Source organism: Roseovarius sp., from assembly GCF_040219995.1.
Classification (GTDB): Bacteria; Pseudomonadota; Alphaproteobacteria; order Rhodobacterales; family Rhodobacteraceae; genus Roseovarius.
The window spans coordinates 68,855-93,018 of record NZ_JAVJUC010000015.1 but is presented as its reverse complement, the minus strand read 5'-3'; the positions used below and the strand labels follow the sequence as shown (position 1 = coordinate 93,018).

At 65.7% G+C, this 24,164-nt stretch carries 25 protein-coding genes and 1 pseudogene; 14 read left to right on the top strand and 12 right to left on the bottom strand.

The window, feature by feature from the left end; all coding sequences use genetic code 11:
• On the top strand, positions 1-1,223 hold a 1,223-nt coding region (gene sthA, locus RID11_RS09225), incomplete at its 5' end, for a Si-specific NAD(P)(+) transhydrogenase (RefSeq protein WP_350138014.1).
• Positions 1,220-1,675: a YaiI/YqxD family protein gene (locus tag RID11_RS09220; RefSeq protein WP_350138011.1), complete on the top strand. Its 456-nt coding sequence runs from the start codon at positions 1,220-1,222 to the stop codon at positions 1,673-1,675. The genes sthA and RID11_RS09220, both read left to right, overlap by 4 nt.
• Before the next feature lie 66 nt (positions 1,676-1,741).
• Here the strand turns inward: RID11_RS09220 and xseA are convergent, their stop codons facing one another.
• Entirely contained in the window at positions 1,742-3,226 is a 1,485-nt protein-coding gene (gene xseA, locus RID11_RS09215; protein WP_350138008.1) for an exodeoxyribonuclease VII large subunit, read from the bottom strand.
• Between the two features lie 79 nt (positions 3,227-3,305).
• Entirely contained in the window at positions 3,306-3,533 is a 228-nt protein-coding gene (locus RID11_RS09210) for a hypothetical protein (RefSeq protein WP_350138005.1), read from the bottom strand.
• A gap of 110 nt (positions 3,534-3,643) precedes the next feature.
• Here RID11_RS09210 and purD point away from each other — a divergent pair, with 110 nt between their 5' ends.
• Together purD and RID11_RS09200 are read left to right on the top strand one after the other, a co-directional pair.
• Positions 3,644-4,909, top strand: coding sequence for a phosphoribosylamine--glycine ligase (gene purD, locus RID11_RS09205; protein WP_350138003.1), 1,266 nt, complete (start codon positions 3,644-3,646; stop codon positions 4,907-4,909).
• Positions 4,906-5,799: pseudogene (locus RID11_RS09200) on the top strand (bestrophin family protein). The gene purD and the pseudogene RID11_RS09200 overlap by 4 nt, the downstream one beginning before the upstream one ends.
• Before the next feature lie 94 nt (positions 5,800-5,893).
• Here the strand turns inward: RID11_RS09200 and RID11_RS09195 are convergent.
• The gene (locus RID11_RS09195) at positions 5,894-6,646 is read right to left on the bottom strand and encodes an FG-GAP repeat domain-containing protein (RefSeq protein WP_350138001.1); all 753 of its coding nucleotides are present in this window, start codon (positions 6,644-6,646) and stop codon (positions 5,894-5,896) included.
• 4 nt (positions 6,647-6,650) lie between these two features.
• A complete protein-coding gene (locus tag RID11_RS09190) occupies positions 6,651-6,974 on the bottom strand; it encodes a 2Fe-2S iron-sulfur cluster-binding protein (protein WP_050662369.1) in 324 nt (107 codons plus the stop codon).
• Between the two features lie 129 nt (positions 6,975-7,103).
• On the opposite strand from RID11_RS09190, the gene RID11_RS09185 reads away from it, so the two are divergent.
• From RID11_RS09185 to RID11_RS09165, 5 genes are all read left to right on the top strand, one after another.
• Positions 7,104-7,472 (top strand): OB-fold nucleic acid binding domain-containing protein, encoded by a 369-nt coding sequence (locus RID11_RS09185; RefSeq protein ID WP_350137997.1) that lies wholly within the window; start codon positions 7,104-7,106, stop codon positions 7,470-7,472.
• A 39-nt stretch (positions 7,473-7,511) separates the two neighbouring features.
• A complete protein-coding gene (locus RID11_RS09180; protein WP_350137994.1) occupies positions 7,512-8,042 on the top strand; it encodes a peptidoglycan-binding domain-containing protein in 531 nt (176 codons plus the stop codon).
• Between the two features lie 122 nt (positions 8,043-8,164).
• Positions 8,165-9,133: a DMT family transporter gene (locus RID11_RS09175; RefSeq protein ID WP_350137991.1), complete on the top strand. Its 969-nt coding sequence runs from the start codon at positions 8,165-8,167 to the stop codon at positions 9,131-9,133.
• A 37-nt stretch (positions 9,134-9,170) separates the two neighbouring features.
• A complete protein-coding gene (locus RID11_RS09170) occupies positions 9,171-10,088 on the top strand; it encodes an ornithine cyclodeaminase family protein (protein ID WP_350137988.1) in 918 nt (305 codons plus the stop codon).
• Positions 10,085-11,011: an alpha/beta fold hydrolase gene (locus RID11_RS09165; protein ID WP_350137986.1), complete on the top strand. Its 927-nt coding sequence runs from the start codon at positions 10,085-10,087 to the stop codon at positions 11,009-11,011. The genes RID11_RS09170 and RID11_RS09165 overlap by 4 nt, the downstream gene beginning before the upstream one ends.
• Here the strand turns inward: RID11_RS09165 and RID11_RS09160 are convergent.
• Both RID11_RS09160 and RID11_RS09155 read right to left on the bottom strand, forming a co-directional pair.
• Entirely contained in the window at positions 11,008-12,240 is a 1,233-nt protein-coding gene (locus RID11_RS09160; protein ID WP_350137984.1) for an MFS transporter, read from the bottom strand. The genes RID11_RS09165 and RID11_RS09160 overlap by 4 nt on opposite strands.
• A gap of 127 nt (positions 12,241-12,367) precedes the next feature.
• Positions 12,368-13,156, bottom strand: a complete 789-nt coding sequence (locus RID11_RS09155) for a hormone-sensitive lipase (RefSeq protein ID WP_350137982.1) — start codon at positions 13,154-13,156, stop codon at positions 12,368-12,370.
• 90 nt (positions 13,157-13,246) lie between these two features.
• On the opposite strand from RID11_RS09155, the gene RID11_RS09150 reads away from it, so the two are divergent.
• Positions 13,247-14,713, top strand: a complete 1,467-nt coding sequence (locus RID11_RS09150) for an NAD-dependent succinate-semialdehyde dehydrogenase (protein ID WP_350137979.1) — start codon at positions 13,247-13,249, stop codon at positions 14,711-14,713.
• A gap of 66 nt (positions 14,714-14,779) precedes the next feature.
• Positions 14,780-16,021 (top strand): META domain-containing protein, encoded by a 1,242-nt coding sequence (locus tag RID11_RS09145; RefSeq protein ID WP_350137977.1) that lies wholly within the window; start codon positions 14,780-14,782, stop codon positions 16,019-16,021.
• 66 nt (positions 16,022-16,087) lie between these two features.
• On the opposite strand, the gene RID11_RS09140 is transcribed toward RID11_RS09145, so the two are convergent.
• The 6 genes from RID11_RS09140 to RID11_RS09115 form a co-directional block, all read right to left on the bottom strand.
• On the bottom strand, positions 16,088-16,558 hold the full coding sequence (locus RID11_RS09140) for an Hsp20 family protein (RefSeq protein WP_350137974.1): 471 nt from the start codon (positions 16,556-16,558) through the stop codon (positions 16,088-16,090).
• Between the two features lie 142 nt (positions 16,559-16,700).
• On the bottom strand, positions 16,701-17,459 hold the full coding sequence (locus RID11_RS09135) for a trypsin-like serine peptidase (protein ID WP_350137972.1): 759 nt from the start codon (positions 17,457-17,459) through the stop codon (positions 16,701-16,703).
• A 59-nt stretch (positions 17,460-17,518) separates the two neighbouring features.
• On the bottom strand, positions 17,519-18,289 hold the full coding sequence (locus RID11_RS09130; RefSeq protein WP_350137969.1) for a trypsin-like serine peptidase: 771 nt from the start codon (positions 18,287-18,289) through the stop codon (positions 17,519-17,521).
• A 97-nt stretch (positions 18,290-18,386) separates the two neighbouring features.
• Positions 18,387-19,709, bottom strand: a complete 1,323-nt coding sequence (glcF, locus tag RID11_RS09125) for a glycolate oxidase subunit GlcF (RefSeq protein ID WP_350137966.1) — start codon at positions 19,707-19,709, stop codon at positions 18,387-18,389.
• A gap of 22 nt (positions 19,710-19,731) precedes the next feature.
• A complete protein-coding gene (gene glcE / locus RID11_RS09120; protein ID WP_350137964.1) occupies positions 19,732-20,877 on the bottom strand; it encodes a glycolate oxidase subunit GlcE in 1,146 nt (381 codons plus the stop codon).
• Between the two features lie 62 nt (positions 20,878-20,939).
• Positions 20,940-22,373 carry an FAD-linked oxidase C-terminal domain-containing protein gene (locus tag RID11_RS09115; protein ID WP_350137961.1) on the bottom strand — a complete coding sequence of 478 codons (1,434 nt, stop codon included), beginning with the start codon at positions 22,371-22,373 and terminating at the stop codon, positions 20,940-20,942.
• A 120-nt stretch (positions 22,374-22,493) separates the two neighbouring features.
• Here RID11_RS09115 and RID11_RS09110 point away from each other — a divergent pair, with 120 nt between their 5' ends.
• Genes RID11_RS09110 through RID11_RS09100 form a run of 3 tightly spaced genes read left to right on the top strand, consistent with a single transcriptional unit; the run spans position 22,494 to position 24,027 of the window.
• Positions 22,494-22,904, top strand: coding sequence for a CopD family protein (locus tag RID11_RS09110; protein WP_350137959.1), 411 nt, complete (start codon positions 22,494-22,496; stop codon positions 22,902-22,904).
• Between the two features lie 4 nt (positions 22,905-22,908).
• Positions 22,909-23,631 carry a DUF599 domain-containing protein gene (locus RID11_RS09105; protein ID WP_350137956.1) on the top strand — a complete coding sequence of 241 codons (723 nt, stop codon included), beginning with the start codon at positions 22,909-22,911 and terminating at the stop codon, positions 23,629-23,631.
• 36 nt (positions 23,632-23,667) lie between these two features.
• Positions 23,668-24,027, top strand: a complete 360-nt coding sequence (locus RID11_RS09100) for a hypothetical protein (RefSeq protein WP_350137954.1) — start codon at positions 23,668-23,670, stop codon at positions 24,025-24,027.
• Positions 24,028-24,164 lie beyond the last annotated feature (137 nt).

Below are 24,164 nucleotides of genomic sequence, written 5' to 3'. Positions count from 1 at the left end.
CCTACCGGGTGAAGGAGGACATCGAGGCGCAGGACCTCAAGATGCGCCTGCACAAGACGCTCGACTACGAGGTCGACGTGCTGGAACATCAGTTTAACCGCAACCATGTCGATACGCTCAACGGCGTGGCGCGCTTCACCGACGCCCATACCGTCGAGGTCGCGACCGAGGCGGGCGAGGTCACGCGCCTCACCGCCGACCGGTTCCTGATCTCGACCGGCACCAAGACCTATCGCCCCGACACCGTGCCCTTCAACGGCAGCACCGTGGTCGACAGTGACGAGTTTCTCGAACTCGGGCAGATCCCGCGCAGCCTGATCGTGGTCGGTGCGGGCGTGATCGGGGTGGAATACGCCACCATGTTCTCGGCGCTCGACGTGCGGGTCACGCTGATCGAGCCGCGCGAGACCTTCCTCGATTTCATCGACCGCGCGATCATCCGGGATTTCACCCATCAGATCCTCGAAAACGGCGTCGACCTGCGGCTCGGCTCTGCCATCGACAAGATCGAGGATGCAGGCAAACATGTGGAGGTGAGCCTTGCCAATGGCCGCCACGTGCGCGCCGAGATGCTGCTTTTCGCCGCCGGACGGATGGGGGCGACGGACAAGCTCAACCTTGCTGCCGCCGGGCTGGAAACCGACCATCGCGGGCGGCTCGAGGTGGATCGCAAGACCTATCAGACCGCCGTGCCGCATATCTACGCGGCGGGGGACGTGATCGGGCATCCCTCGCTCGCGTCGACCTCGATGCAGCAGGGCCGCGTCGCCGCCTGCGACGCGCTCGACACGCCGACATTGCCCGAAAGCCCGTGGTTCCCCTATGGCATCTATTCGGTCCCCGAGATTTCCACCTGCGGCATGTCCGAAGAGGAAATGCAGGAGCGCGGCATCCCCTACGAGGTCGGCGTCGCCCGTTTCCGCGAAACCTCGCGCGGCCATATCATGGGGTTGGAACATGGGCTCTTGAAGATGCTCTTCTCGCTCAAGACTCGCCGGGTGCTCGGGGTGCAGATCGTGGGCGAGGGGGCGACGGAACTGATCCACATCGCGCAGGCGGTGCTCAACCTCAAGGGCACGGTGGATTACTTCGTGCAGAACACCTTCAACTACCCGACGCTGGCCGAGGCCTACAAGATCGCCGGTCTGGACGCGTTCAACCGGATGCCGATCCCCGAGGAATACAAGGTCAAGCAGGGCGGCAAGAAGGCCAAGAGCGCGTGAGCCTCTACGCCGACGCCGATGCCTGCCCCGTCAAGGACGAGGTCGAGCGGGTGGGCACCCGGCACGGGCTGCGGATGTTCATCGTCTCCAACGGCGGCTTGCGCCCCTCGCGCAATCCGCTGGTCGAGACGGTGATCGTGCCCGACGGTCCCGACGTGGCCGACATGTGGATCGCCGAACGCGCGGGGCCGGGCGATGTGGTGATCACCGGGGATATTCCATTGGCTGCAAGATGCGTCGAGGCCGGGGCGCAGGTGCTCAAGCACAATGGCGAGGCGCTGACGGCGGCCAATATCGGCAATGTGCTCGCCACCCGCGATCTCATGGCCGATCTGCGCGCCGCCGACCCGTTCCGCCAGGGCGGCGGCAAGGGCTTCACCAAGGCCGACCGCTCGCGCTTTCTCGAGGCACTGGAACGCGCGGTGCGGGCTGCCGGGCACTCCACCACCTGACGGCGCATCGTGACCGGGTGGGGCGCTTTTGCGCGGCCTGCCTGTGCAAGTCCGCGTCCTTTCCCCTCAGAACAAACTGCCTTGCCCCTTGGGTGGCTCTTTCGGCTTGGGCGCCTTGCGAGCGGGGTTCGCGGTATCGCCAACGCTCAGAACCCCGTCGGCGAATTCGATCTCCAGCGCCTTGGCCGCCGCCGCCGCGTCGCGCGTGGTCACAAGCGCGCCATCGCCGCGCACCACCGCATAGCCGCGCCGCAATGTCGCCTTGTAGCCCAGCGTCTCGCGCAGCCGGTCAAGCGCGTCGATCCGCTCGCGCCAGCCTTTGGTCTGCCGCCCTGCGGCATCTGAAAACCGCGCTGTCATCCGATCCAACTCGCGCCTCTTTTGGTCAATATCCCGCGTCAGCGCGTGGATATTGAGCCGCGCGGCGGTGTTCGCAAGACGCTGCCGGTCGCCTTCGACCGCACGCCGCAACAGCGACGGACGCAGCGCGCCGGCCGCATCCGACAGCGCCACGCGCCGCACCTGCACCGAGCGGATGAGTGCCGCGGGCAGGCGATCCGACCATGTGTCGAACCTCTGGCGCGGGGCCTCCAGCAAGGTCTCGACGCGCGGCAGGGCGCGCGCCAGATCGCGTAGCCGCTGACCGCGCAAACCAATGGACTGGCTCTGCGCATGGCTGAGCCGCGCCGCCTGATTGTCAAGCCAGGCCAGCAGATCAAGCCGCACCGGCACCGCCAGTTCCGCCGCCGCCGTCGGCGTCGGCGCGCGCTTGTCCGAGGCGTAATCAATCAGCGTCGTGTCGGTCTCGTGCCCCACTGCAGAGATCAGCGGAATGTCACTCTCGGCGGCGGCGCGCACCACTGCCTCGTCGTTGAAGCCCCACAGATCCTCGACCGACCCGCCCCCGCGCGCGACGATGATCAGATCCGGGCGCGGCAAGGCCCCGCCGGGGCTCAGCGCGTTGAACCCGCGAATCGCATTCACCACCTCGGGCGCGCAACGCTCGCCCTGCACGGCGACCGGCCAGATCAGCACCTTGCGCGGAAACCGCTCGCGCAGCCGGTGCAGGATGTCGCGAATGACCGCGCCCGAGGGTGAGGTGACGACACCGATGATCTCGGGCAGGTAGGGCAGGGGCCGCTTGCGCTCGGCTGCAAACAGCCCCTCGGCTGCGAGTGCCGCCTTGCGCTTTTCCAGCATCGCCATCAACGCACCCATGCCCGCAGGTTTGATATCCTCGATCACGATCTGATAGCGCGACTGTCCGGGGAAGGTGGTCAGCCGCCCGGTGGCCACCACTTCCATCCCTTCCTCGGGCTGCACCGAGAGGCGCGTCGCCACGCCCTTCCAGATCACCCCGGACAGAACCGCGCGGTCATCCTTGAGGTCAAGATAGATATGGCCCGAGCGGGGCCTTGATATCCGCCCCAATTCGCCGCGCACCCGGACGTGGCTGAACTCGCCCTCGATCACCCGCTTGATCGCGCCCGACAGGTCAGAGACCGAGAATTCCGGGGCGTTCTCGCCGGGCGTGTCTTCCAGAAGATCCATGCGCACCTCGCTTGTCCTGGCCGCAGACTATGCGAGCCGTGCATCAGAGGAAAGAGCGATGCGGGAGCGTGGTTGCGCCTCAGGCTGCGCTGTCGCCGGTCTTGATGTAACAGTCCGAGCAGCACAGAGCACAAGCGTTCAGCGGCGCGTAGATCTCAGCCGCCTGTTCCATGGCCGGGGCGCAGGTCTCGAATTGGCCCAGATCCTGCATCTCCAGTTCCGGCAGGACCTGGCAATTTTCGCTATGCAGGAAATGGCAGCCATCCGATTCGGGCACTTTGGTTACAAGATAGCGTGTCTGCATCATCGCGATCTCCTCTTCATATTGCGTCTCATGCGTTGCAGAGCGTCGGCGTCGGCCTTGCCAGCCTCGGGCCGAGCGACTACAGGGGCCAGAAAACAGGAGCTTTGTAACAGATGAATATCCTGATCCTCGGCGGCGGTGGCCGTGAACACAGCATCGCATGGGCCGCGTTGCAGAACCCCAAATGCGACCGGCTGATCGTGGCCCCCGGCAATGCCGGGATCGCCGAAATCGCGGATTGCGCCACGCTGGATATTCTCGACGGGGGTTTCGTGGCCGGGTTTTGCGAGGCCGAGGCGATTGATTTCGTGATCATCGGCCCCGAGGCCCCGCTGGCCGCAGGCGTGGCCGACCGGCTGCGCGAGGCGGGTCTGCTGGTCTTTGGCCCCGGCGCCGAGGCGGCGCGGCTCGAGGCCTCCAAGAGTTTCACCAAGACAATCTGCGATGCAGCGGGGGCACCCACGGCCGCCTATGGCCATTTCACCGATCTCGCGGCGGCAAGGGACTATGTGCAGGCCCAAGGCGCGCCGATCGTGGTCAAGGCCGACGGGCTGGCCGCAGGCAAGGGCGTGATCGTGGCCGAGACCGAGGATCAGGCGCTCGCCGCGCTCGACGACATGTTCGGCGGCGAGTTTGGCGCAGCCGGGGCCGAGGTGGTGATCGAGGAATTCATGACCGGAGAAGAAGCCTCGTTCTTCGTTCTCTGCGACGGAGAGACGGCCCTGCCCATCGGCACCGCGCAGGATCACAAGCGCGTCGGCGAGGGCGACACCGGCCCCAATACCGGCGGCATGGGGGCCTATTCCCCCGCGCCGGTGATGACCGAGGCGGTCACGCAAAAGGCGCTCGACCGGATCGTGCGCCCGGTTCTCGCGGAAATGGTGCGGCGCGGCACGCCCTATCAGGGGGTGCTTTTCGTCGGGCTGATGATCGAGAACGAGCAGCCCCGGCTGGTCGAGTTCAACGTCCGCTTCGGCGATCCGGAATGTCAGGTGCTGATGATGCGCCTGGGCGGTCAGGCGCTCGACCTGATGCAGGCGGCGGCCGAGGGGCGGCTGGACGAAGCCCGGGTCAACTGGGCCGAAGATCACGCGCTGACGGTGGTGATGGCGGCGAATGGCTATCCGGGGGCGTATGAAAAGGGCAGCGTGATCACCGGGCTGGACGAGGCCCCCGAGGACAGCTTTCACCAGGTGTTTCACGCAGGCACCGCGCGCAAGGATGGCCGGTTCGTCGCCAGCGGCGGCCGCGTTCTGGCGCTGACCGCGCGCGGGGCGACACTGCAAGAGGCCGCCGACCGCGCTTACGGGTTGGTCGACCGGATCGACTGGCCGCAAGGGTTTTGCCGCCGCGACATCGGCTGGCGCGCGCTCGGATGATCCTGCGCGACACGCCGGGGACGCTGCAGCTGCTTTTCGCGGTGCGCGGATCGGTCCTGCCGCAGATCTTGCCGCGCATCGTCGGGGTGACGGTGATCGCCGTCCTCATGGTGGCGGTGGACCGTCATGTCGTGACCCTGACCCATACCAGCACCGCGCCCTTTGCGGTGTTCGGGGTGGCGCTGTCGCTCTTTCTGGGGTTTCGCAACAACGCCGCCTATGACCGCTGGTGGGAGGCGCGCAAGCTGTGGGGGCAGCTGGTCGCCGACCTGCGCGCACTGGCCCGCGAGACGACGCTCTTCACGGACGATGCCGCGCGCCGCGACCGCATGCTGCGGCTCGCGCTCGCCTTCATCCATCTGCACCGCGCGCAACTGCGCAAGCTGGGGCCGTCAAAGGCGGCGTAGATGTGGAGCGATGACGATTTCTCGCAGGCCGCGCATCCGCCCTGTGCCGCGCTCGACCGGATTACCGAGGAGATCGCGGCCGGGCACAAGGCGGGCCGGATAGACGGGTTCGGCCTCAAGGCGCTGAGCGAGCGGATGGGGCAGATCGCGCTGGCGCAGGCGGGATGCGAGCGGATCGCGGCCACACCGCTGCCCTACGTCTATTCGCTGCTCGTGTTTCGCACGACCTATCTCTATTGCCTGCTGGTGCCGCTCGCGCTGCTGGATGTGGCGGGGTGGATGACGCCTGCGTTCGTGGCGGTGATCGCCTACGTGTTCTTCGGCCTTGCCGAAGTGACCGAGGAACTGGCGCACCCCTTTGGCGAGACGGTGAACGGCCTGCCGCTCGACGCGATGTGCCGCACCATCGAGATCAGCCTCGCGCCGCATCTTGGACAGACCCCGCCCGCGCCATTGCAACCGAAAAACTATTACCTGAGTTGAGAGCGGCGGAACGGATCTCGGATCGCTGCCGCGCTCCGACCGGGGCGGGGGGCCAGCCCCCCGCGCCCCCCGGAGTATTTTCGCCAAGAAGAAATCAGCGGCAGGACATCGCCTGGTCAAAGCCGGGGGCGCTGGCCTCGATCCCGAGGCGGCGCGTGGTGAGGTCGGGACCCTTGAAACCCACCGCCACGAGGGTCTCGAACCCGGCATCGGCCAGCACGATCTCTGGCCCCCGACCGCAGTCGCGCAGCCCGCCCCAGATCACCTCGTCGCCGATCCGGTGATTGGTCACGCCGCGCAGATGCGCGATCTGCGTGAGGCCACCGGGGGCCCAAGTCCAGACCCGCAGGGTCTTGCCCAGATGCGGCGTCTCGACATAGGCGATATCGGTCACACCGTCGCCGTTGAGATCGGCAATCGCGGCGGGGGCGAGCCAGCGAAACCGCGTGCCGATATGCGGCGTGGCGGCGGATTTCACCAGATCGCCCCGGCGCAGCGTGTAAACGGCCAGTTGCGCGCCTTCACGCGGGCTCGATTCGACCAGCACCACATCGTTCTGCCCGTCGCCATCGGCATCCACCACGCGCGGTGCGATATCCTCGAAGACATGGGCGGGGTCCGGGCCATTCCGCAGATCGAGCCGTATCTCGCGGCCCGCCGCATCGCGCACCGCCAGCACCCGGCGCTCGGGGATGGTGCCCATGATGCGATGCGGATAGCTGTCGTCGGGGACCTCGAACCGTGCCGCGGCGATACCCGCGCCGGGGGCGCTGACCCATGCCTCACCGGCCGCGCCCACCGTGGCGAGCGTGGTGCCAAGCGCGGCGATGAGGACCGCCGCGCGCATTGGCTCAGATCTGCTTTTCGGGCATCTGCACCACGAGACCGTCCAGCGCGTCGCTCACCTTCAACTGGCAGGTCAGGCGCGAGCGCACGGCATCGGGCTCATAGGCGAAATCGAGCATGTCCTCTTCCATGTCGTCCTTGGCGGGCAGTTTCTCGACCCAGTCCGGCGCGACATAGACATGGCAGGTGGAGCACGCACAAGCCCCGCCGCAATCGGCCTCGATGCCGGGGATATTGTTGTCGCGTGCGCCTTCCATCACGGTAAGGCCATTGGCGACCTCGACCTCGTGGCGGGTTCCGTTGTGCTCGATATAGGTGATTTTGGCCATACCCGGCATGCTCCCTTTCATCGCGTGTCAATGGGCTAACTAGCCAAGCCCCCCGCCCGAGACCAGCCTCATTTGCGACGCTGGCGCAAAAGAGTTGCGACAAAATCTACATGTTCTATATTTGTTCTCATGACGCATCCCCTGCCGCGCCCCCCCTCTGCCGTTGTCGCCGCACGGCTCGACGCGCCGCGCCCGGGCGCGCGGGTGACGGTGGCGGGGCTGGTGCTGCTGCGCCAGCGCCCCGGCACCGCGCAGGGCGTGGTTTTCGTCACGCTGGAGGATGAAACCGGCGTGGTGAACGTGGTGATCTGGCGCAAGGTGTTCGAGCGGTTTCGCCGGGCCGTCATCGCCGGGCGGCTGTTGCGGGTGACCGGCCGGGTGGAGCGGCAGAACGGCGTGGTGCATGTGGTGGCCGATCTGATCGAGGATCTCTCGCCGCTGCTCGACCGGCTGAGCGATCCGGACTGCGCGCTTTCGCAAGCGGGCGAAACCGGCTAAGCTTCGCGCAAAAACCCGCCCCCTCTGAGGCCCGAGCCGATGATCCGCCATCCTTTTCCCGCCGTTCTGGTGATCTTGACCGGGGTGCTCCTGACGGGGTGTCAGGCCTCCTTGCCCGGCCCCTCGGAACCCGCGCTCGTCACCCGGCTGGAAGAGGCGCCGCCGGGGGCTGCCCCCGGCACCTGCTGGGGCAAGACCGTGACACCGGCGGTGATCGAGACGGTGACGGAACAGGTCCAGACCGCACCGCCCGAGGTGGACAACTCGGGTCGTGTCATCCGCCCTGCACGCTACGTGACCGAAACCCGACAGGCGATCATCGAAGAGCGCAAGACCACCTGGTTCGAGGTGCCCTGCGCCGAGATGCAGACGCCGGATTTCACGGCCTCGGTGCAGCGCGCGCTGGCCGCGCGCGGGGGCTATCGCGGGGCGGTGACGGGGCAGATGGATGCCCGCACCCGCGCAGCGATACGCCGCTATCAGTCGGCGCGTGGTCTCGATAGCGGGATATTGTCGCTGGCAACGGCGCGCGAACTGGGGCTGGTCGCGGTAGAACGACCTGCGGGGTAACAGCTGGGGCGGATGGTCTGTAGTGGCCGTCAACCCGAACCCACCCACAGACGACCGCAGGGGTTTACAACCGGCAGCCCCGCGTCTCATGTATCAGGCAAAGACATTAACCTTGGATCCCCATGACCACCGCCACCGTTCAGCGTTCCAACCTGATCGGCGCCGCCTATGCCTTGGCGGCGGTGATGTGCTTCTCGATCAACGATGTGGGGATCAAGTTCCTCTCGGATGCCTATGCCCTGCATCAGGTGGTGTTCATTCGCGCGCTGGTCGGGCTGACGGCGTTCACCTGCTTCGTCATGCCGTTCGCCGGTGGCCCGCGCCTTTTGCGCACGCGGCGTCCCGTGGTGCACCTGATCCGGGGGCTTTGCGTGGTGTCGGCCAACATGTGCCTGTTCCTTGGACTGGCCGCCCTTCCCATCGCCGACGCCACCGCGATCTTCTTCGTCTCACCGCTGGTCATCACCGTCTTTTCGGTGATCTTCCTGAAAGAGGTGGTCGGCCCCCGCCGCTGGGCCGCCATCGTCGTGGGCTTCGTCGGCGTTCTGGTGATCGTCAAGCCGGGCACCTCGGCCTTTCAACTGGCCTCGTTGCTGCCCATCGTGGCGGCATTTCTCTACGCCACGCTGCACATGCTCACCCGCAAGATCGGCGGCACCGAATCTGCGCCCACCATGGCCTTCTATATCCAGCTCACCTTTCTCATCGCCAGCAGCATGATCGGGCTGGGGCTGGGCGACGGGCGCTTTGCCGGGTCGGGGCACCCGTCGCTGGAGTTCCTCTTTCGCGCCTGGGTCTGGCCGCCGGTCGGGGATTACCCGATCCTCGCCATGCTGGGCATCTCCGGCATGCTGGGCGGCCTGTTCATTTCTCAGGCCTACCGCCTGTCCGAGGCCGCCTTTGCCGCACCGTTCGAATATGTCGCCATGCCGATGGCGATCATGTGGGGGGTGACGGTGTTCGGCACATGGCCCGATGCCACCGCCTGGATCGGAATTGCCCTCATCGTCGGCTCCGGTCTCTATCTGGTGTGGCGCGAGTCGGTGAAGGATGCGAGGCTGACACCCAAGACAAACCGATACCGACGCTAAACCGACGTGATACCGACGCGATACAGAGGAGGAAAAGATGAGCCTGACGATCATTCCATTCGCTGAAGGCGAGGCGCATCTCGACTGGCTGGGTCTCTGTGCGGCGTTGCAAGCCGGGCACGATCTGCCCCGCGCCGAGATCGCCGACACCTTCCTCTATCGCGGCAAGGACACGCTCCTGAACCGCTCCGCCTGGATCGACGGGATGGGCATCGCGGTCAAATGCGCGACGATCTTTCCGGGCAATCCCGCCAAGGGCGATCCGATGATCAACGGCGCGGTCAACCTCTATGATGACGCCAACGGGACGCTCTCGGCGCTGGTCGATTTTCACCTTGTCACCAAATGGAAAACCGCCGGCGACAGCCTCTATGCCGCCACCCGTCTGGCGCGGGCTGACAGCGAAAATATCCTTATAGTTGGGGCGGGTACGGTGGGTCGCTCGCTCTGGCAGGCCTATTCTGCGGCCTTCCCCAAGGCGCGCTTTACCATCTGGAACCGCACCCGCGCCAATGCTGAAACCATGGCGGCAGAGTGTGACGGCATGGCCGTGGCCGATGATCTGGAGGCCGCCGTGCGCGCCGCCGATATCGTCACCTCTGCCACCATGTCCACCGATCCGCTGATCAAGGGGGACTGGTTCCAGCCCGGCCAGCATATCGACCTGATCGGCGCCTACCGCCCCGACATGCGCGAGGTCGATGATGAGGCCCTGCGCCGCGCGCGGGTCTTCGTCGACAGCTTTGAGACCACGGTGGGCCATATCGGCGAGATCAAGATCCCGCTGGAAACCGGCGCGATCACCCGCGACCATCTGTTGGCGGATTACTATGAGCGCGAGAAATTTCACCGGCAAAGTGACGACGAAATCACCCTCTTCAAGAACGGCGGCGGCGCGCATCTCGACCTGATGACCAGCCGTTACATCCTCGATGCCTGGCGGGCGGCAGCATGATCTGGCTCGGGCTTCTGGCGCTTGCCGTCGGGCTGCTTGCCGCAGCACCCTTTCTGCGCGAGATGTCCAAGCCCGAGATGGACGACACCGCCCGCCGCCATGCGCCCGGCGCCTTCGCCACGCTCTCGCGCGGTGTCACGCATTACCGCTGGATGGGGGCTGCGCGCGGCCCGGTCGCGGTCTGCGTGCATGGGCTGACCACGCCCTCCTTCGTCTGGTACGGGGTGGCGCAGGGGCTGGGGGCAATGGGCTTTCGCGTGCTGATCTACGACCTCTACGGGCGCGGTTACAGCGACCGGCCCGACGGTCCGCAGGACAGCGCCTTTTTCGTCACCCAACTTGAGGAATTACTGGAAGATCAGGGTATTGGCGGTGACATCACCCTTTTGGGGTATTCCATGGGCGGGGCCATCAGCACCGCCTTTGCGGCCCTTTATCCTGAGCGCCTGCGCCAGATCGTGCTGATCGCCCCGGCAGGGCTTGGCCATGATCTGGGCCCGATGGCGCGGCTGGTGGCGCGTGGCAACATGGTCAGCAGCTGGCTCATGCGCGCGATCTTCCCGCGCGTATTTCGCCAAGGCACCGAGGCCGAGCGCGATCTGCCCAGCAGTGTCGAAGACATCGTTGATCTGCAACAGGACGAGCTGAAATATCGTGGCTTCGTGCCCGCAATCGAACGCTCGATGAGCGGTATGCTGTCCGAGGATCTGGCCGAGGCGCACGTTGATATCGCCGAGGCCGGCCTGCCCGTCCTGGCCATCTGGGGGCGCGAGGACGAGATCATACCGCTCAGTGCCATGGGGCGGCTTGCCCAGATCAATCGCAATGCCCGACAAGAGGTGATCGAGGGGGCGGGCCACGGTCTGACCTACACCCACACAGACGAATTGTTGCACGCGATGCGCGACCTGATGCGCGACTAGGCCGCCTGCAACCGCCGTTCCTTCACCGGCAGATGCACGATGGCCGAGAACGCGCCGACGCCCACGCCGACCCACCATACCACGGTGTAATCGCCGTGCAGGTCATAGAGCTTGCCACCCAGCCAGACGCCCATAAAGCTGCCAAGCTGGTGCGAGAAGAACACGATCCCGTAGAGCGTGCCCATGTAGCGCAGCCCGTAGATCTGCGCGATCAGGCCAGAGGTGAGCGGCACCGTCGCCAGCCACAGCGCCCCCATCGATACCGAGAACAAGAGCACCGTGGCGGGCGTGATCGGCGTCAGGATGAAGGCCGCCGCAATCAGGGTGCGCCCCAGATAGATGCCCGCCAGCAGGTTCTTCTTGGAATAGCGATGGCCCAGCCACCCCGCCGTCAGCGTGCCCGCGATATTGGCGAGACCAATGAGCGAGATCGCCACCGCACCAAGCGCCGAGGTGGTGGTGATCCCGATGTTGTGCAGCGCGCCGCCGGGCAGGATCGGGCCGCACATCTCGGTCACAAAAGCCGGGAAATGCGCGGTGATAAAGCCCAACTGATAGCCGCAGCTGAAAAACCCAAGGAAAATCAGCGTATAGGACGGATCGCGGAACGCACGGCGCAGGATCGTGCCCATCGATTCCTCGATCACGCTGCGATCCACCGGCTCGGGCGCGCGCATCATCGGCAGCATCGCCAGCACCGCCAGGATCACGGCGGCAAAGACCAGGAACACGCTCTGCCATGTCATCGCCGACAGCATGAACTCTGCCACCGGCGCGCCGAAAACCTGCCCCGCCGAGCCGGCGGCGGTCGCGATGGCGAGGCTCATCGAGCGATTCTCGTCAGAGCTTGCGCGCCCCACCACCGCGAGGATCACACCAAAGCCGGTGCCCGCGATGCCAAAGCCCACGAGGATCTCATAAAGCTGATGCGCCTCGGGCGTGACCGCGAAGGACGACAGCACCAGCCCGGCCGCATAGGTCAGCGCCCCGAGGATGATCGCCTTTTGGTCCCCGAGTTTCTCGGCCAGTGCCCCGAAAATTGGCTGGCCGATTCCCCAGGCGAGGTTCTGGATCGCGATAGCGAGCGAGAACTCCGCGCGTGGCCAGTTGAACTCCGACGCAATCGGGATCTGGAACACCCCGAAAGAGGCGCGGATCGCAAAGGAGATCAGGATGATCGTGCAGCCCGCGATCAGGACAGGCGTGATGAGAGGGGCGGATTTTTGCATGAGGGCCTCGCGCGGTTCTCGCGCAGATTACGGCAATTGAACGGCTGGTCAATTCAGCCTTTGTGATGAGGCGCATCACGTTTTGCGGCATCGGGCCGTTTCGGGCACGAGGGATGGCGCGCGCCTGTCACCCCAGCAACTGCCCGACCATCCGGCTCGCCGGATCTTCCAGCGCCTCGATCACGTCGAAATGGTGCCGTCCCCGTGCCACCTCGTGCCCGGCCCCCCAGGCTTCGGCCAGCCACCGCGCCTGATCCAGAAACACCGGTCGCTCCTCGGCCCCGACCCAGACCGTGACCGGCACGGGCAGGGGGCGCATCAGGACCGGGCTTTCGGCCTCGGCTGCCGCCATGTCCAATCGGAACTGCTCGTTCATCGTGGTTTGCAGAAGTGGCCGCAAGTCCGACACCGGCGAGATCGGCATGACATGGCTGAGCCTAGCGGCCACCTCGGCCGGCAAGACCCCCGGCACCGCCATGCGCGTCACCAGATGCCCGCCTGCCGAATGCCCGGCAATCGCAATTCGCCCATCGACCCGCGCCGCCGCCACCGTCACGGCGAGGCTGATCTGCCGTGTGATATCGGCGATCCGTACCTCGGGGCAGAGATCATAGGACGGCATCGCCACCGCCCAGCCCCGCGCCAGCGGCCCGGCGGCCAGATGCGACCAGAAGGACCGGTCGAACCGCAGCCAATAGCCGCCATGCACGAAAACCACGAGGCCCTGCGCCGTGCCCTTGGGGTGAAAGAGATCGAACGCCTGACGCGCGCCCTTGCCATAGGGCAGGCCGAGTTCCGCACGCCGCTCCGCGCCTAGCCGCGCGCGAAACGCCTCTGCGGCGACGGTCCAGCGCGCGGGATATTGCGCCCCGCCCGGAATATGCGGGACATTGGCATAGGCATCGTCCAGTTCCACGGCGTGATCTCCCTTATCTGGCCCTAGACATTCCTAGCCCAAGCTGGTCTGTCATGACGAGACCAAAAGACACGCCCGGAGGACACCGCCATGACAACGACCGACCTGAAATCCCTGCTCAACGACCCCAGCCTGCTGGCGGAGAAGGCCTATATCGGCGGGCAATGGGTGGATGGCGACAATGGCACGTTCGAAGTCACCAATCCCGCGCGTGGCGACGTGATCGCCCATGTCGCCGATCTCAGCCGGGCGCAGGTGGCCCGCGCCATCGCCGAGGCCGAGGCGGCACAAAAGGATTGGGCCAAGTGGACCGGCAAGGAACGCGCCGCCGTGCTGCGCAAGTTCTTCGATCTGATGATGCAGAATCAGCACGATCTGGGCGTGATCCTGACCGCCGAACAGGGCAAGCCGCTGGCCGAGGCCACGGGCGAGGTGGCCTATGGCGCGTCCTTCATCGAGTTCTTCGGCGAAGAGGCCAAGCGCATCTATGGCGAGATGATCCCCGGCCATCAGCGCGACAAGCGGATCATGGTGCTCAAGCAGCCGATCGGCGTTGCCGCCTCAATCACGCCGTGGAACTTTCCCAATGCGATGATCGCCCGCAAGGCAGCACCTGCCCTGGCGGCGGGCTGTGCCTTCGTCGGGCGCCCGGCGGCGGAAACGCCGCTCTCGGCCACGGTGATGGGCGTGCTCGCGGAACGCGCGGGCATCCCGGCGGGCGTTTTCAATATCGTCACCTCGTCGCGGTCATCCGAGGTGGGCAAGGAATTCTGCGAGAACCCGAGCGTGCGCAAGCTGACCTTCACCGGCTCCACCGAGGTCGGGCGCATCCTGTTGCGGCAGGCCGCCGACAGCGTGATGAAATGCTCGATGGAACTGGGCGGCAACGCGCCCTTCATCGTCTTCGACGACGCCGATCTCGATGCCGCCGTCGAGGGCGCGATCCTGTGCAAGTTCCGCAACAACGGCCAGACCTGCGTCTGTGCCAACCGCATCTACGTGCAATCGGGCGTCTATGACGCGTTCGCCGCCAAGCTCAAGGCGGCGGTCGAAAAGCTGAAAGTCGGCGACGGTCTGGAAGAGGGCACATCACTCGGCCCGCTGATCAATGCCGATGCTCTGGTCAAGGTGCGCGAGCACGTGGCCGATGCAACCGCCAAGGGCGGCACGGTGATCCTCGGCGGGTCCGAAGAGACCGACGGGCTGTTCCTGCCGCCCACCATCATCACCGGTGCGACCCGGGACATGGATTTCGCCACCGAGGAGACCTTCGGTCCCCTCGCGCCGCTTTTCAAGTTCGAGGATGAAGACGAGGTGATCGACCTCGCCAATGACACGATCTTCGGCCTTGCCTCTTACTTCTATGCCAAGGATCTCAGCCGGGTCTACAAGGTGGCCGAGGCGCTGGAATACGGGATCGTCGGGGTCAATACCGGCATCATCTCGACCGAGGTCGCACCCTTCGGTGGGGTCAAGCAATCCGGGCTCGGGCGCGAGGGCAGCCATCACGGCATCGAGGATTACCTCGAAATGAAATATGTCTGCCTGAGTGTCTGATTGTCTCGACCGGCGCGCGGGCATTGGTTAGGGTACCGAAAACCGACCGCTAGAGGGAGGCGGCTCATGTTCCGCGTCATGTCTCTGACCTGTATTCCGGCGCTTCTGTCGGTCCTGCCTGCCGTCGCGCAAGAGGACGATGTGCGCCGGGTCACCGGCACGCTTGGCTATCTGCAGCGCATCGCCCTGCCGCCCGAGGCGCGTGCCACGGTGGTGGCCGAGGGCCGCTTTGGCGCGATGCTGGGCGAGGCAACGCTCAATCCCGACGGCAAACAGGTGCCACTGCCCTTCGAGATGGCGGTGCCGCCGGGCCTGTCGGGCGAGGTAAGCGCGGTGATCCGCGTCCATGGCGCGCCCCGGTGGGTGCTGCGCGGTCTGGCGTTCGAGGCCGGGCGCGCGCCCGTCGATTTGGGTGCGCTGACGCTGGAGCCGGTCACGCCGATTGCCTTCGCCAGCGAGCTCGTTTGCGGGGATGTGCCGGTCATGGTCGGCATATTGGGCGAGGAGATGGTGCTGCGCGCCGAGGGTCGCGATATCCCGCTCGTGCAGGTCGAGGCTGCCTCGGGCGCGCGCTATGAAGGCGTCAAGGACCCAGAGACGACCGTGTGGAACAAGGGCGACGCGACCACGATCCGGCTCGAGGGACGGGATCTGCCAGAGTGCCGCGAGGTGCCTCCGGCGGACGAGATGCCCTACCGCGCGCGCGGTAACGAGCCGGGATGGTATGTGGATTTCGGCCCGGAGACCGCAGAGATCGTCGGCGACTACGGCGAAATCACACGCGAGGCTCCGCGCCCCGTGGTGCAGGTCGTGCCCGGGGCCTATGAGTTCGATATGCCCGACGCAGGTGCGCATCTGCGGATCGAAGAACAGCTTTGTCATGACGACATGAGCGGCATGCCATATCCCGACACCGCCTATCTTGCGCTTGATGGCCGCGACCTGCGCGGCTGCGGCGGCGATCCGGCCTCGCTGCTGACCGATGGCGTCTGGCAGGTCACGGCCTTGGGTGACGCGGAGTTGATCGAGCCCGAGCGCCTGTCACTCAATTTCCTCAATCCGGGCCGTGTCGCGGGCAGCAGCGGGTGTAACCGCCTCGTCGGGGATTTCACGCTCACCGGCGAGGGGATGCAGTTCGGGGCCATGGGCAGTACGATGATGGCGTGCCATGAGCCACTGATGGAGCAAGAGCGCCGCATGCTCGACGCGCTCGAACAGGTTACCCGGTTCGATGTCACCGAGGATGGTACATTGCTGCTGATTGGCGGCGAAAGCGGGGCTGTGCTGCTCGAAGCACGTCAGCCCTGAAACGGCAGACGCCCGGCCGAGGGACATACGGCCGGGCGCAAGGTGCCTTTGGCGGGGTGTCCCGCCTCAGTTCACCTTTTCGGCGTCCACCACATCCTTGGCAACGGACTGATCGCCACTGGCAATCGAAATGCGGCGCGGCTTCAGCGCCTCGGGCATTTCGCGCTCCAGATCGATATGCAGCATGCCATCGGCATGCGACGCGCCGGTCACCCGGACATGATCGGCCAGTTGGAACCGGCGCTCAAAGGCGCGGGTTGCGATGCCGCGATGCAGATAGGTGCGGTCGCTGTCATCCTCGGCCTTGGCGGCTGAGACGACGAGCGCGCCATCCTTCACTTCGACGCTGAGGTCGTCGGCCCCAAAGCCTGCGACGGCGATCGAGATGCGATAGGCATCGTCGGCGGTCTTCTCGATATTGTAGGGCGGATAGGTGGGCTGCGTCACGTCGCTGGCCATCACCCGGTCCAGCAGGTCGGCGATCTGGTCGAACCCGACCGTCGCCCGGTAGAGCGGTGCAAGATCAAAGTTGCGCATGGGTCATCCTCCTTTGAGCGATACCTGTTTTCACGGCCTTCCCATCGGGACAGGCCTGTAGGGTTCCCGGCCCATTCCGTGGCACCGGGTGCAGATGATTTGGGAAGCGGTCCCGCCCCTGTCAAGAGGCGCGCAGATCGGCTCAGGGCTTGGCGAAACGCGCGCCCGACGCGCGCTTGCCCTCGCCCACCTGCACCCGCTTGAAGCCGGGATTGACCGTGGCCTGTCCGGCGGTGGCTGCGTGCAGGTCGCGTTTGAGCATGGGCAGAAGCGTGCTCAGGTCCATACCATAGGCGCGCCGATCCTCGCCTTGCCAGTTGCCTGCACTGACCAGCGACAGGATGCGCGCGCGATTGCCATGGCGGGCAAAAACCGGCGCGCCGGACGAGCCGAAGATCACGTCGCAGTCGAAGCCCATGATCCCCTCGGCGCGCCACAGCATGTTGCATTCGCGCTGCCACGAGGGGGCCTTGTCGCGGTCGCGCCCGTAAGAGACGACGCTCACGCTCTCGCCGTCGCGGGGGCGCTCATGCACGACAAAGGGCGCGGCAAGCGCGCTGCTGATCGGGGTGGCGAGGCGCAGGAGGGCCGCATCATTGCGGATGTTCTCGACCCGCGTGCCGCCCTGCGGATCATAGCCGGGGGCGGTGGCGTAGCCCTTCACCCCGGCCTCGGCGATCACCTCGCCATCGCGCAGCCCGGCGCGAAAGCGGATCGTTTCGGCCGCAACAGGCTGACCGGCGCGGTCATAGACGCAATGCGCCGCCGTCAGCACCTGATCGGGTGCAATCAGCACGCCGGTACAGAATCCGCTGCGTCCGATATCCACGCGCCCCACGGCCTCCCAGCCGAACAGGTCGTCACGGTCGGTCAGCCTGATCAGCCCGCTTGATTGTGCCACGGCCCCGCCAGCCCACAGGCAGAGCGCGGCAACAAGGACCGGGATATGCCGTGACCCGATCATGGCTTGGCGAATTTCGCGCCGGTGTCGCGGCGCTCGCCAAAGGTAAAGGTCTTGGGGGCTGCGTCCTGAAACACGCCTTGCCCCGCGTCGAGGGCGGCGCGCAGGGTCTGCAGCGGGGCCACCAGCTGCGTGCCGAGCGATACCTTGCGCCCTTCCACCTCGGCCATGGCCGACACCACCGAGACGATGCGCGGCCGCCCGCCCTCAAAGGAAAAGACCGGCGCGCCGCTCGATCCGAAATCGACATCGCAGGACATGATGAGCACCCCTTGCTGGCGCGCCATCACCTTGCACACATTCTGGAGCGACGGGGCCTCAGAGCGGTCCTTGGCATAGCTGACCACGCCGATATCCTGCCCCTTGCGCGGGCGCTCGTCGGTCTCGAACGGGGTGACGCGGGTGTTGTTGATCGGATGATGCAGTTCCAGAAGCGCCAGATCATAGCGCACCCGGTCGGCCGTCACCTCGGCGTCGAAATCATAATCGGGATGAACCACGGCACGGCGGATCGTGCGATAGGCCACGGCGCGCCCGTTGCGCCACCCGGCCATGAATTCGATGCGACCATGATCCACCCGTGTGCCGGTTGCGCGATCATAGAGGCAATGCGCCGCCGTCAGCACCAGATCGGGGGCGACCAACGCGCCAGTGCAAAATCCGCGACCGCCCAGTTCCAGCCGCCCGACGGCTTCCCATTGACGGGCGGCATCGCCCACATCCAGCCGTTCAAGGCGGCTGTCCTGCGCAATGGCGCTGCCGGCCAGCATGATAAAAAGGGTGACAAGAACAGGGCGCAGCATCGGACCTCCGGCACATCATTACGCCCGTCGGGTAGCAGGCGTTTGGGGCCAGAATATGACCGGCTCAGCGCAGGATAGGAACCCCGGACATGCCTGCCGCGGCGCGCTCCATCGCGGGCGGCTTCGGCCCGCCGGTGGCCCAGTCGAGCAATTCGACCGTATGCACCACGGGCGTGCAGGTGCCCGAGCCGATCTGCATCATGCAGCCGATATTTCCCGCCGCGATCACGTCCGGCGTCTTTGCCTCCAGCGTGCGGATCTTGCGCGCCTTTAGCTGCTTGGAAATCTCCGGTTGCATCAGGTTGTAGGTGCCCGCCGAACCGCAGCACAGGTGGGCGTCTGCCGGCTCGACCACGGTGAACCCGGCGCGCTTGAGCAGGTCCTTGGGATAGGTCTTGATCTGCTGACCATGCTGGAGCGAGCAGGCGGCGTGATAGGCAATCACCATTTCCTTCTTCGCGCCTTCCGGCAGGTCAAGCTGCATCAGCAACTCGCTCACATCCATTGCGATATCGCTCACCCGGGCTGCATCCTCCGCGAGCGGTTCCAGCCGGAACATATGCCCGTAATCCTTGACCGTGGTGCCGCATCCGCTGGTGTTGATCACGATGGCATCTAGCCCTTCGCCGTCCATCTCGCGTGCCCAGGCCCGGATGTTCTTCGCCGCTGTCGCGTGGCTTTCCTCGGTCTTGCCCATGTGATGCGTCAGCGCACCGCAGCAACCCGCACCCTCGGCCACCACCACCTCGCAGCCCAGCCGGGTCAGCAGGCGGATGGTGGCGTCGTTGATATCGGTGTTGAGCGCCTTTTGCGCACAGCCCGTCATCAGCGCCACCCGCTTCTTGCGCGCACCTTGCGCGGGGAACGTCTGCGGATCGTCATTGCGGCTGACGGGCGGCACCTGCTTTGGGGCCATCTCCAGCATCGCGCGCAGCCGGGCATCGGGCATCAGCCGCGCGAACGGCCGCCCGATTTTGGCCCCGAGCAGAGCCACGCGAAACCGCATCGGATAGGGCAGAATGCGCGCCAGGATCCAGCGCAGGGCGCGGTCGCCCATAGGGCGCTTGTAGCGCTCCTCAATGTATTCGCGCGCCTGATCCACCAGATGCATGTAATGCACGCCCGAGGGGCAGGTGGTCATGCAAGCGAGGCACGACAGGCAGCGGTCGATATGCTTGACGGTCTTCTCGTCGGGAACGCGGTCATTCTCCAGCATATCCTTGATGAGGTAGATACGCCCGCGCGGGCTGTCGAGCTCATCGCCCAGTACTTGATAGGTCGGGCAGGTGGCGGTGCAGAACCCGCAATGCACGCAAGAGCGCAGGATTTCGTTGGAGCGCGCGATCTTCGGGTCTTCGAGCTGTTCGGCGGTGAATTCGGTCTTCATGTGCTGTCTCTCCGGGCGCGGCTCAGGCGGTCTCGCCCTGCGCCATCAGGCCGGGGTTGAGGATTTGGCGGGGGTCGAATTTCTGTCGCAACCCCTCTTGCAGGGCGGCCACCGGCGCGGGCAGCGGCGGGAAGGTGGCGCGGCTCCGATCCCCCCGGATCAGCATCGCGTGCCCGCCTTTCGCTGCCACGGCGGCGCGCAGCCTGCCCGCGCTCACGCCCGAGCCCTCTGGGGCCAGCAGCCAGATCAGCCCGCCGCCCCAATCATAGAGCGCCTCTGCTCCGGCAAGATCGGCCACGATCCCGGCCGCGTCCGTGGGCTTGACCGAGATGCGCCAGACGTCGCCGTCGCGTCCGTGAAACGGGGCAACGTCGCGCACGTATTGCCAATCCGCCTCGGTCTTTTCCGGGTCTGTCTCCAGCGCGAAATTGCCGAACTCCGCCAGCAGCGATTGCAATTCTCCGGCGCGGTAGGCCACGGAGTTTTCGAACCCCTCCAGCCGGATCATCGTGACTGGCGCGCCATCCGTACCGCCTTGCAGATGCGCCGCCCCGGTCACCTCGTAGGGCGAGCCGAGCGCACGGCTGAGCGCGGTGATCGCCTGCGCGTCGCTCAGGCCCTCAACCCGCATCACCCCGGTACTGCGCGGGCGCGGCAGCACCTTGAGCGCAACTTCCGTCAGCACGCCCAACGTGCCGTAACTCCCGGCCATCAGCTTCACCAGATCATAGCCGGTCACGTTCTTCATCACCCGCCCGCCATTCTTGACGATGCGCCCCTGCCCATCGACGAACCGCACGCCCAAAAGGACATCGCGGCAGGCCCCAGCCTGTATGCGGCGCGGCCCGCTGACATTGGCGGCCACCACGCCGCCGATGGTGGGTGTGCCGCTCGTGCCCAAAAGCCCGCGATGATCCATCGGCTCGAAGGCCAGCCGCTGGCCCTCGGCCTCCAGCGCCGCCTCGATTTCCGCCAGCGGCGTGCCCGCCTTGGCGACCAGCGTCAGCGCGCCCGGCTCATAGAGCTCGATGCCCTTCAGCCCAGACGTGCTCAGCCGCGCCCCGTTCGAAGCCCGTCCAAGGGGCCGCGTGCCGCCGCCCTCGATGCGCAGAGGCCCCTCCGCGCCGGTGATGATCTCGGCAAGTTCCGCCTCGGTTTTCGGTGTCATGCTGTTTCTTCTCGGCAAAAATACCCTGGGGGTCCGGGGGTGAACCCCTCGGGTCTACTATGTCAGGCCGCGCGCCGCGGGTCGGACGAATCGAGCGGAAACACCTTGGCCGGGTTGAGCAGCCATTTGGGATCGAACACGTCCTTGACGTCCATCTGCGCGGCCAGATCATCGGGCGCGTATTGATGTGCCATCAGGTCACGCTTCTCGATCCCCACGCCATGCTCGCCGGTGAGGCACCCGCCCACCTCGACGCAAAGCTTGAGAATCTCCGCCCCGAATTCCTCGCACAGTTCCAGATCGCCCGGCTTGTTGGCATCGAACAGGATGAGCGGATGCATGTTGCCGTCGCCCGCGTGAAACACATTCGCAACATCCAGCCCGAACTGCTCCGACATCTCGCCGATGCGGCGCAGGACATGTGGCAGCTGGCTCACCGGGATGGTGCCATCGAGGCACATGTAATCGTTGATATTGCCCATGGCACCAAAGGCCGATTTGCGGCCCAGCCAGATCTTGGCGCTTTCCTCGGCGGACCGGCTCTGGCGCAGTTCCACCGGATCGTGCCGCCGTGCGATCTCTTCGATGAGGGCCAGTTGTTCGTCGATCTCGGCATCCGATCCCTCAACCTCGACGATCAGCAACGCTTCGCAATCGGGATAGCCCGCCTTGGCGAAATCCTCGGTCGCACGGATGCAGGGGCGGTCCATGAATTCGATCGCCACCGGCAGCACACCGGCCTTGATGATGTCGCTGACGCAGGCCCCGGCCACCTCGTTCGAGTCGAACCCGATGAGAACGGGCCGCGCGCCCTCGGGCTTGCGCAGGATGCGCAAGGTCGCCTCGGTCACCACGCCCAACTGCCCCTCGGACCCGCAAATCAGGCCCAGCAGGTCATAGCCCTCGGCCTCCAGATGCGCGCCGCCCAGTTCCATCACGGTGCCGTCCATCAACACCATGGTCACGCCCATCAGGTTGTTGGTGGTCACGCCGTATTTAAGGCAATGCGCCCCGCCCGAATTCATCGCGATATTGCCCGCGATGGCGCAGGCAAGCTGGCTCGACGGGTCAGGCGCGTAGAAAAAGCCATGCTCTTCGACCGCCCCCGTGACGCTCAGGTTGGTGCGTCCGGTCTGTACGCGGATGAAGCGGTTGTCGTAATCGGTTTCCAGCACATCGGCGAGCCGCGCCACGCCGAGGATCACGCTATCCGCCGTGGGCAGCGCGCCACCTGCAAGCGACGTGCCAGACCCGCGCGGTACCACCGGCACTCCCATCTCGTGACAGATCGCCAAGGCGTCCGAGACCTCTTGCGTCGAGGCAGGCAGGATCACCGCCAGAGGCGGGCATTTGTAGGCGGTCAGCGCATCGCATTCATAGGCGCGCGTCTCGGCCACGTCGGTGATCACGGCGTCACCCGGCAGCACTTCGTGCAGACGCTCCACAAGCGCGGCCTTCTTGTCGAGAATGGCGGGATTCGGCTCTGGCATCTGCATGGCGTACCTCCTGAAATTGGTAAAACTATATAACCAATTTGCCGATGTTGCGAGTCCTTTTTCATCGGCGCGACCCTCTGACACTTGCGCAGCCTGCCCCGCTCGGGCAAGGGAAAGCGCATGGATTGGGTCAAGATCATACATATTCTCTGCGTCATGGGCTGGATGACGTCGATCTTCGCCGTGCCGCGCGCGCTGATCTACTGGCATCGCGAATGGGACCGGCTTGGCGAATTCGGCCCGCTTGGCGATCTGACCATTCGGCTTTACCGGTTTTCGCTCGGGCTTGGCGTGATCGCCATCGCCACCGGGCTTTACCTCGCGCACTGGCTGGGCTGGCCGGGCTGGACGCATCTGAAGCTGGCGCTGGTTGTGGCGCTTGCGCTGCATTACGCTTGGACCGGTCGGCTTGTGCTGCGGGCGCGCAAGGGCATTTTCTCCGAAAGCGACCGCTTCCTGCGCATCTTCAACGAAATCAGCGTGTTCGGCGCGATTGCGGTGCTCTGGGCCGTGGTCGTGCGCCCGTTCTGAGCCAATGGGCGCGCTGCCGCCAGAGCTGTCGCAATTTACAATTCCCGACGCGGTCGGTGTGCTGCTGCTGCTCGGCGTCTGGATTGGCATGACCCTGCTGATCGAGAACGCTCCGCGCCGCTGGCCCTCCACTTCCAACCTGATGGCAGATTACCGCCGTGAATGGATGGTGCAATTCGTGACCCGTGATCCGCGTATCTTCGATTCGCAGGTGATCGGGCAATTGCGGCAGGGCACCTCGTTTTTCGCCTCGGCCACGCTGATTGCCATTGGCGGGGCGCTGGCCCTTCTGGGCGACCTGGAGCGCGTGATCGGGCTTGCCGGAGATCTGAGCGCCGGGCAACGCCCGATCATCGTGTGGGAAATCAAGATCCTCCTGATCGTGCTGTTTCTGGTCAACGGTTTTCTCAAATTCGTCTGGTCCAACCGGCTGTTCGGCTATTGCGCCGTTTTGATGGGCGCCGTGCCCAATGATCCGGGCCATCCCGCCGCGCTGTCGCGGGCGCGCAAGGCGGGTGAAATCAACATCACCGCCGCGCGCGGGTTCAATCGCGGGCTGCGTGCGCTCTATTGCGCGCTTGCCGCGACGGCCTGGCTGCTCGGGGCTTATGCGCTGATCGCGGCGGCGACGATCACGGCGCTGGTTCTGCTCCGGCGTGAATTCGCCTCAGCCTCTCGCGCGGTGCTGATGCAGCCCGACACTGCGGAAAATCACACACAGACGTGAGTGCAAGACAAGCGTTTTCGCGCTATGGTGGGGGGTATGAAACAGATCATATCTTGCCTTGCCGCCTGCTGTCTCGCCACCGCCGCTACGGCGCATGAGCCCGCGATCCTAGACGTTCAGGTCGAGAAATCGGGTATGTCCTGGCGCGTCGATGTGACCATCGAGCATCCCGATACCGGCTGGGACCATTACGCCGATGGCTGGGAGGTGCTGGATGCCGAGGGCAATCGCCTCGGCTACCGCGTGCTGCACCACCCGCATGTCAACGAACAGCCCTTCACGCGCTCGCTCACAAACCTCCAGATTCCTGACGGCACCCGCGAGATTTTCGTCAAGGCGCATTGCTCGGTTGATGGCTGGAGCGAGGAGCCGGTGCGCGTGGAGCTGGAGCCCTGAGGCAGGCCTTGGCCTGAAGCGGACGTTGCCGTCAGCGAGATGAGCCGCGCGGTGCCCGCCCGAGGGGCGGTCGGGCGCAGCGCGGCGGTGCCTGCGGCACCTCGATTCCGCGCATCGGTCCTAGATGTCAACGGCAG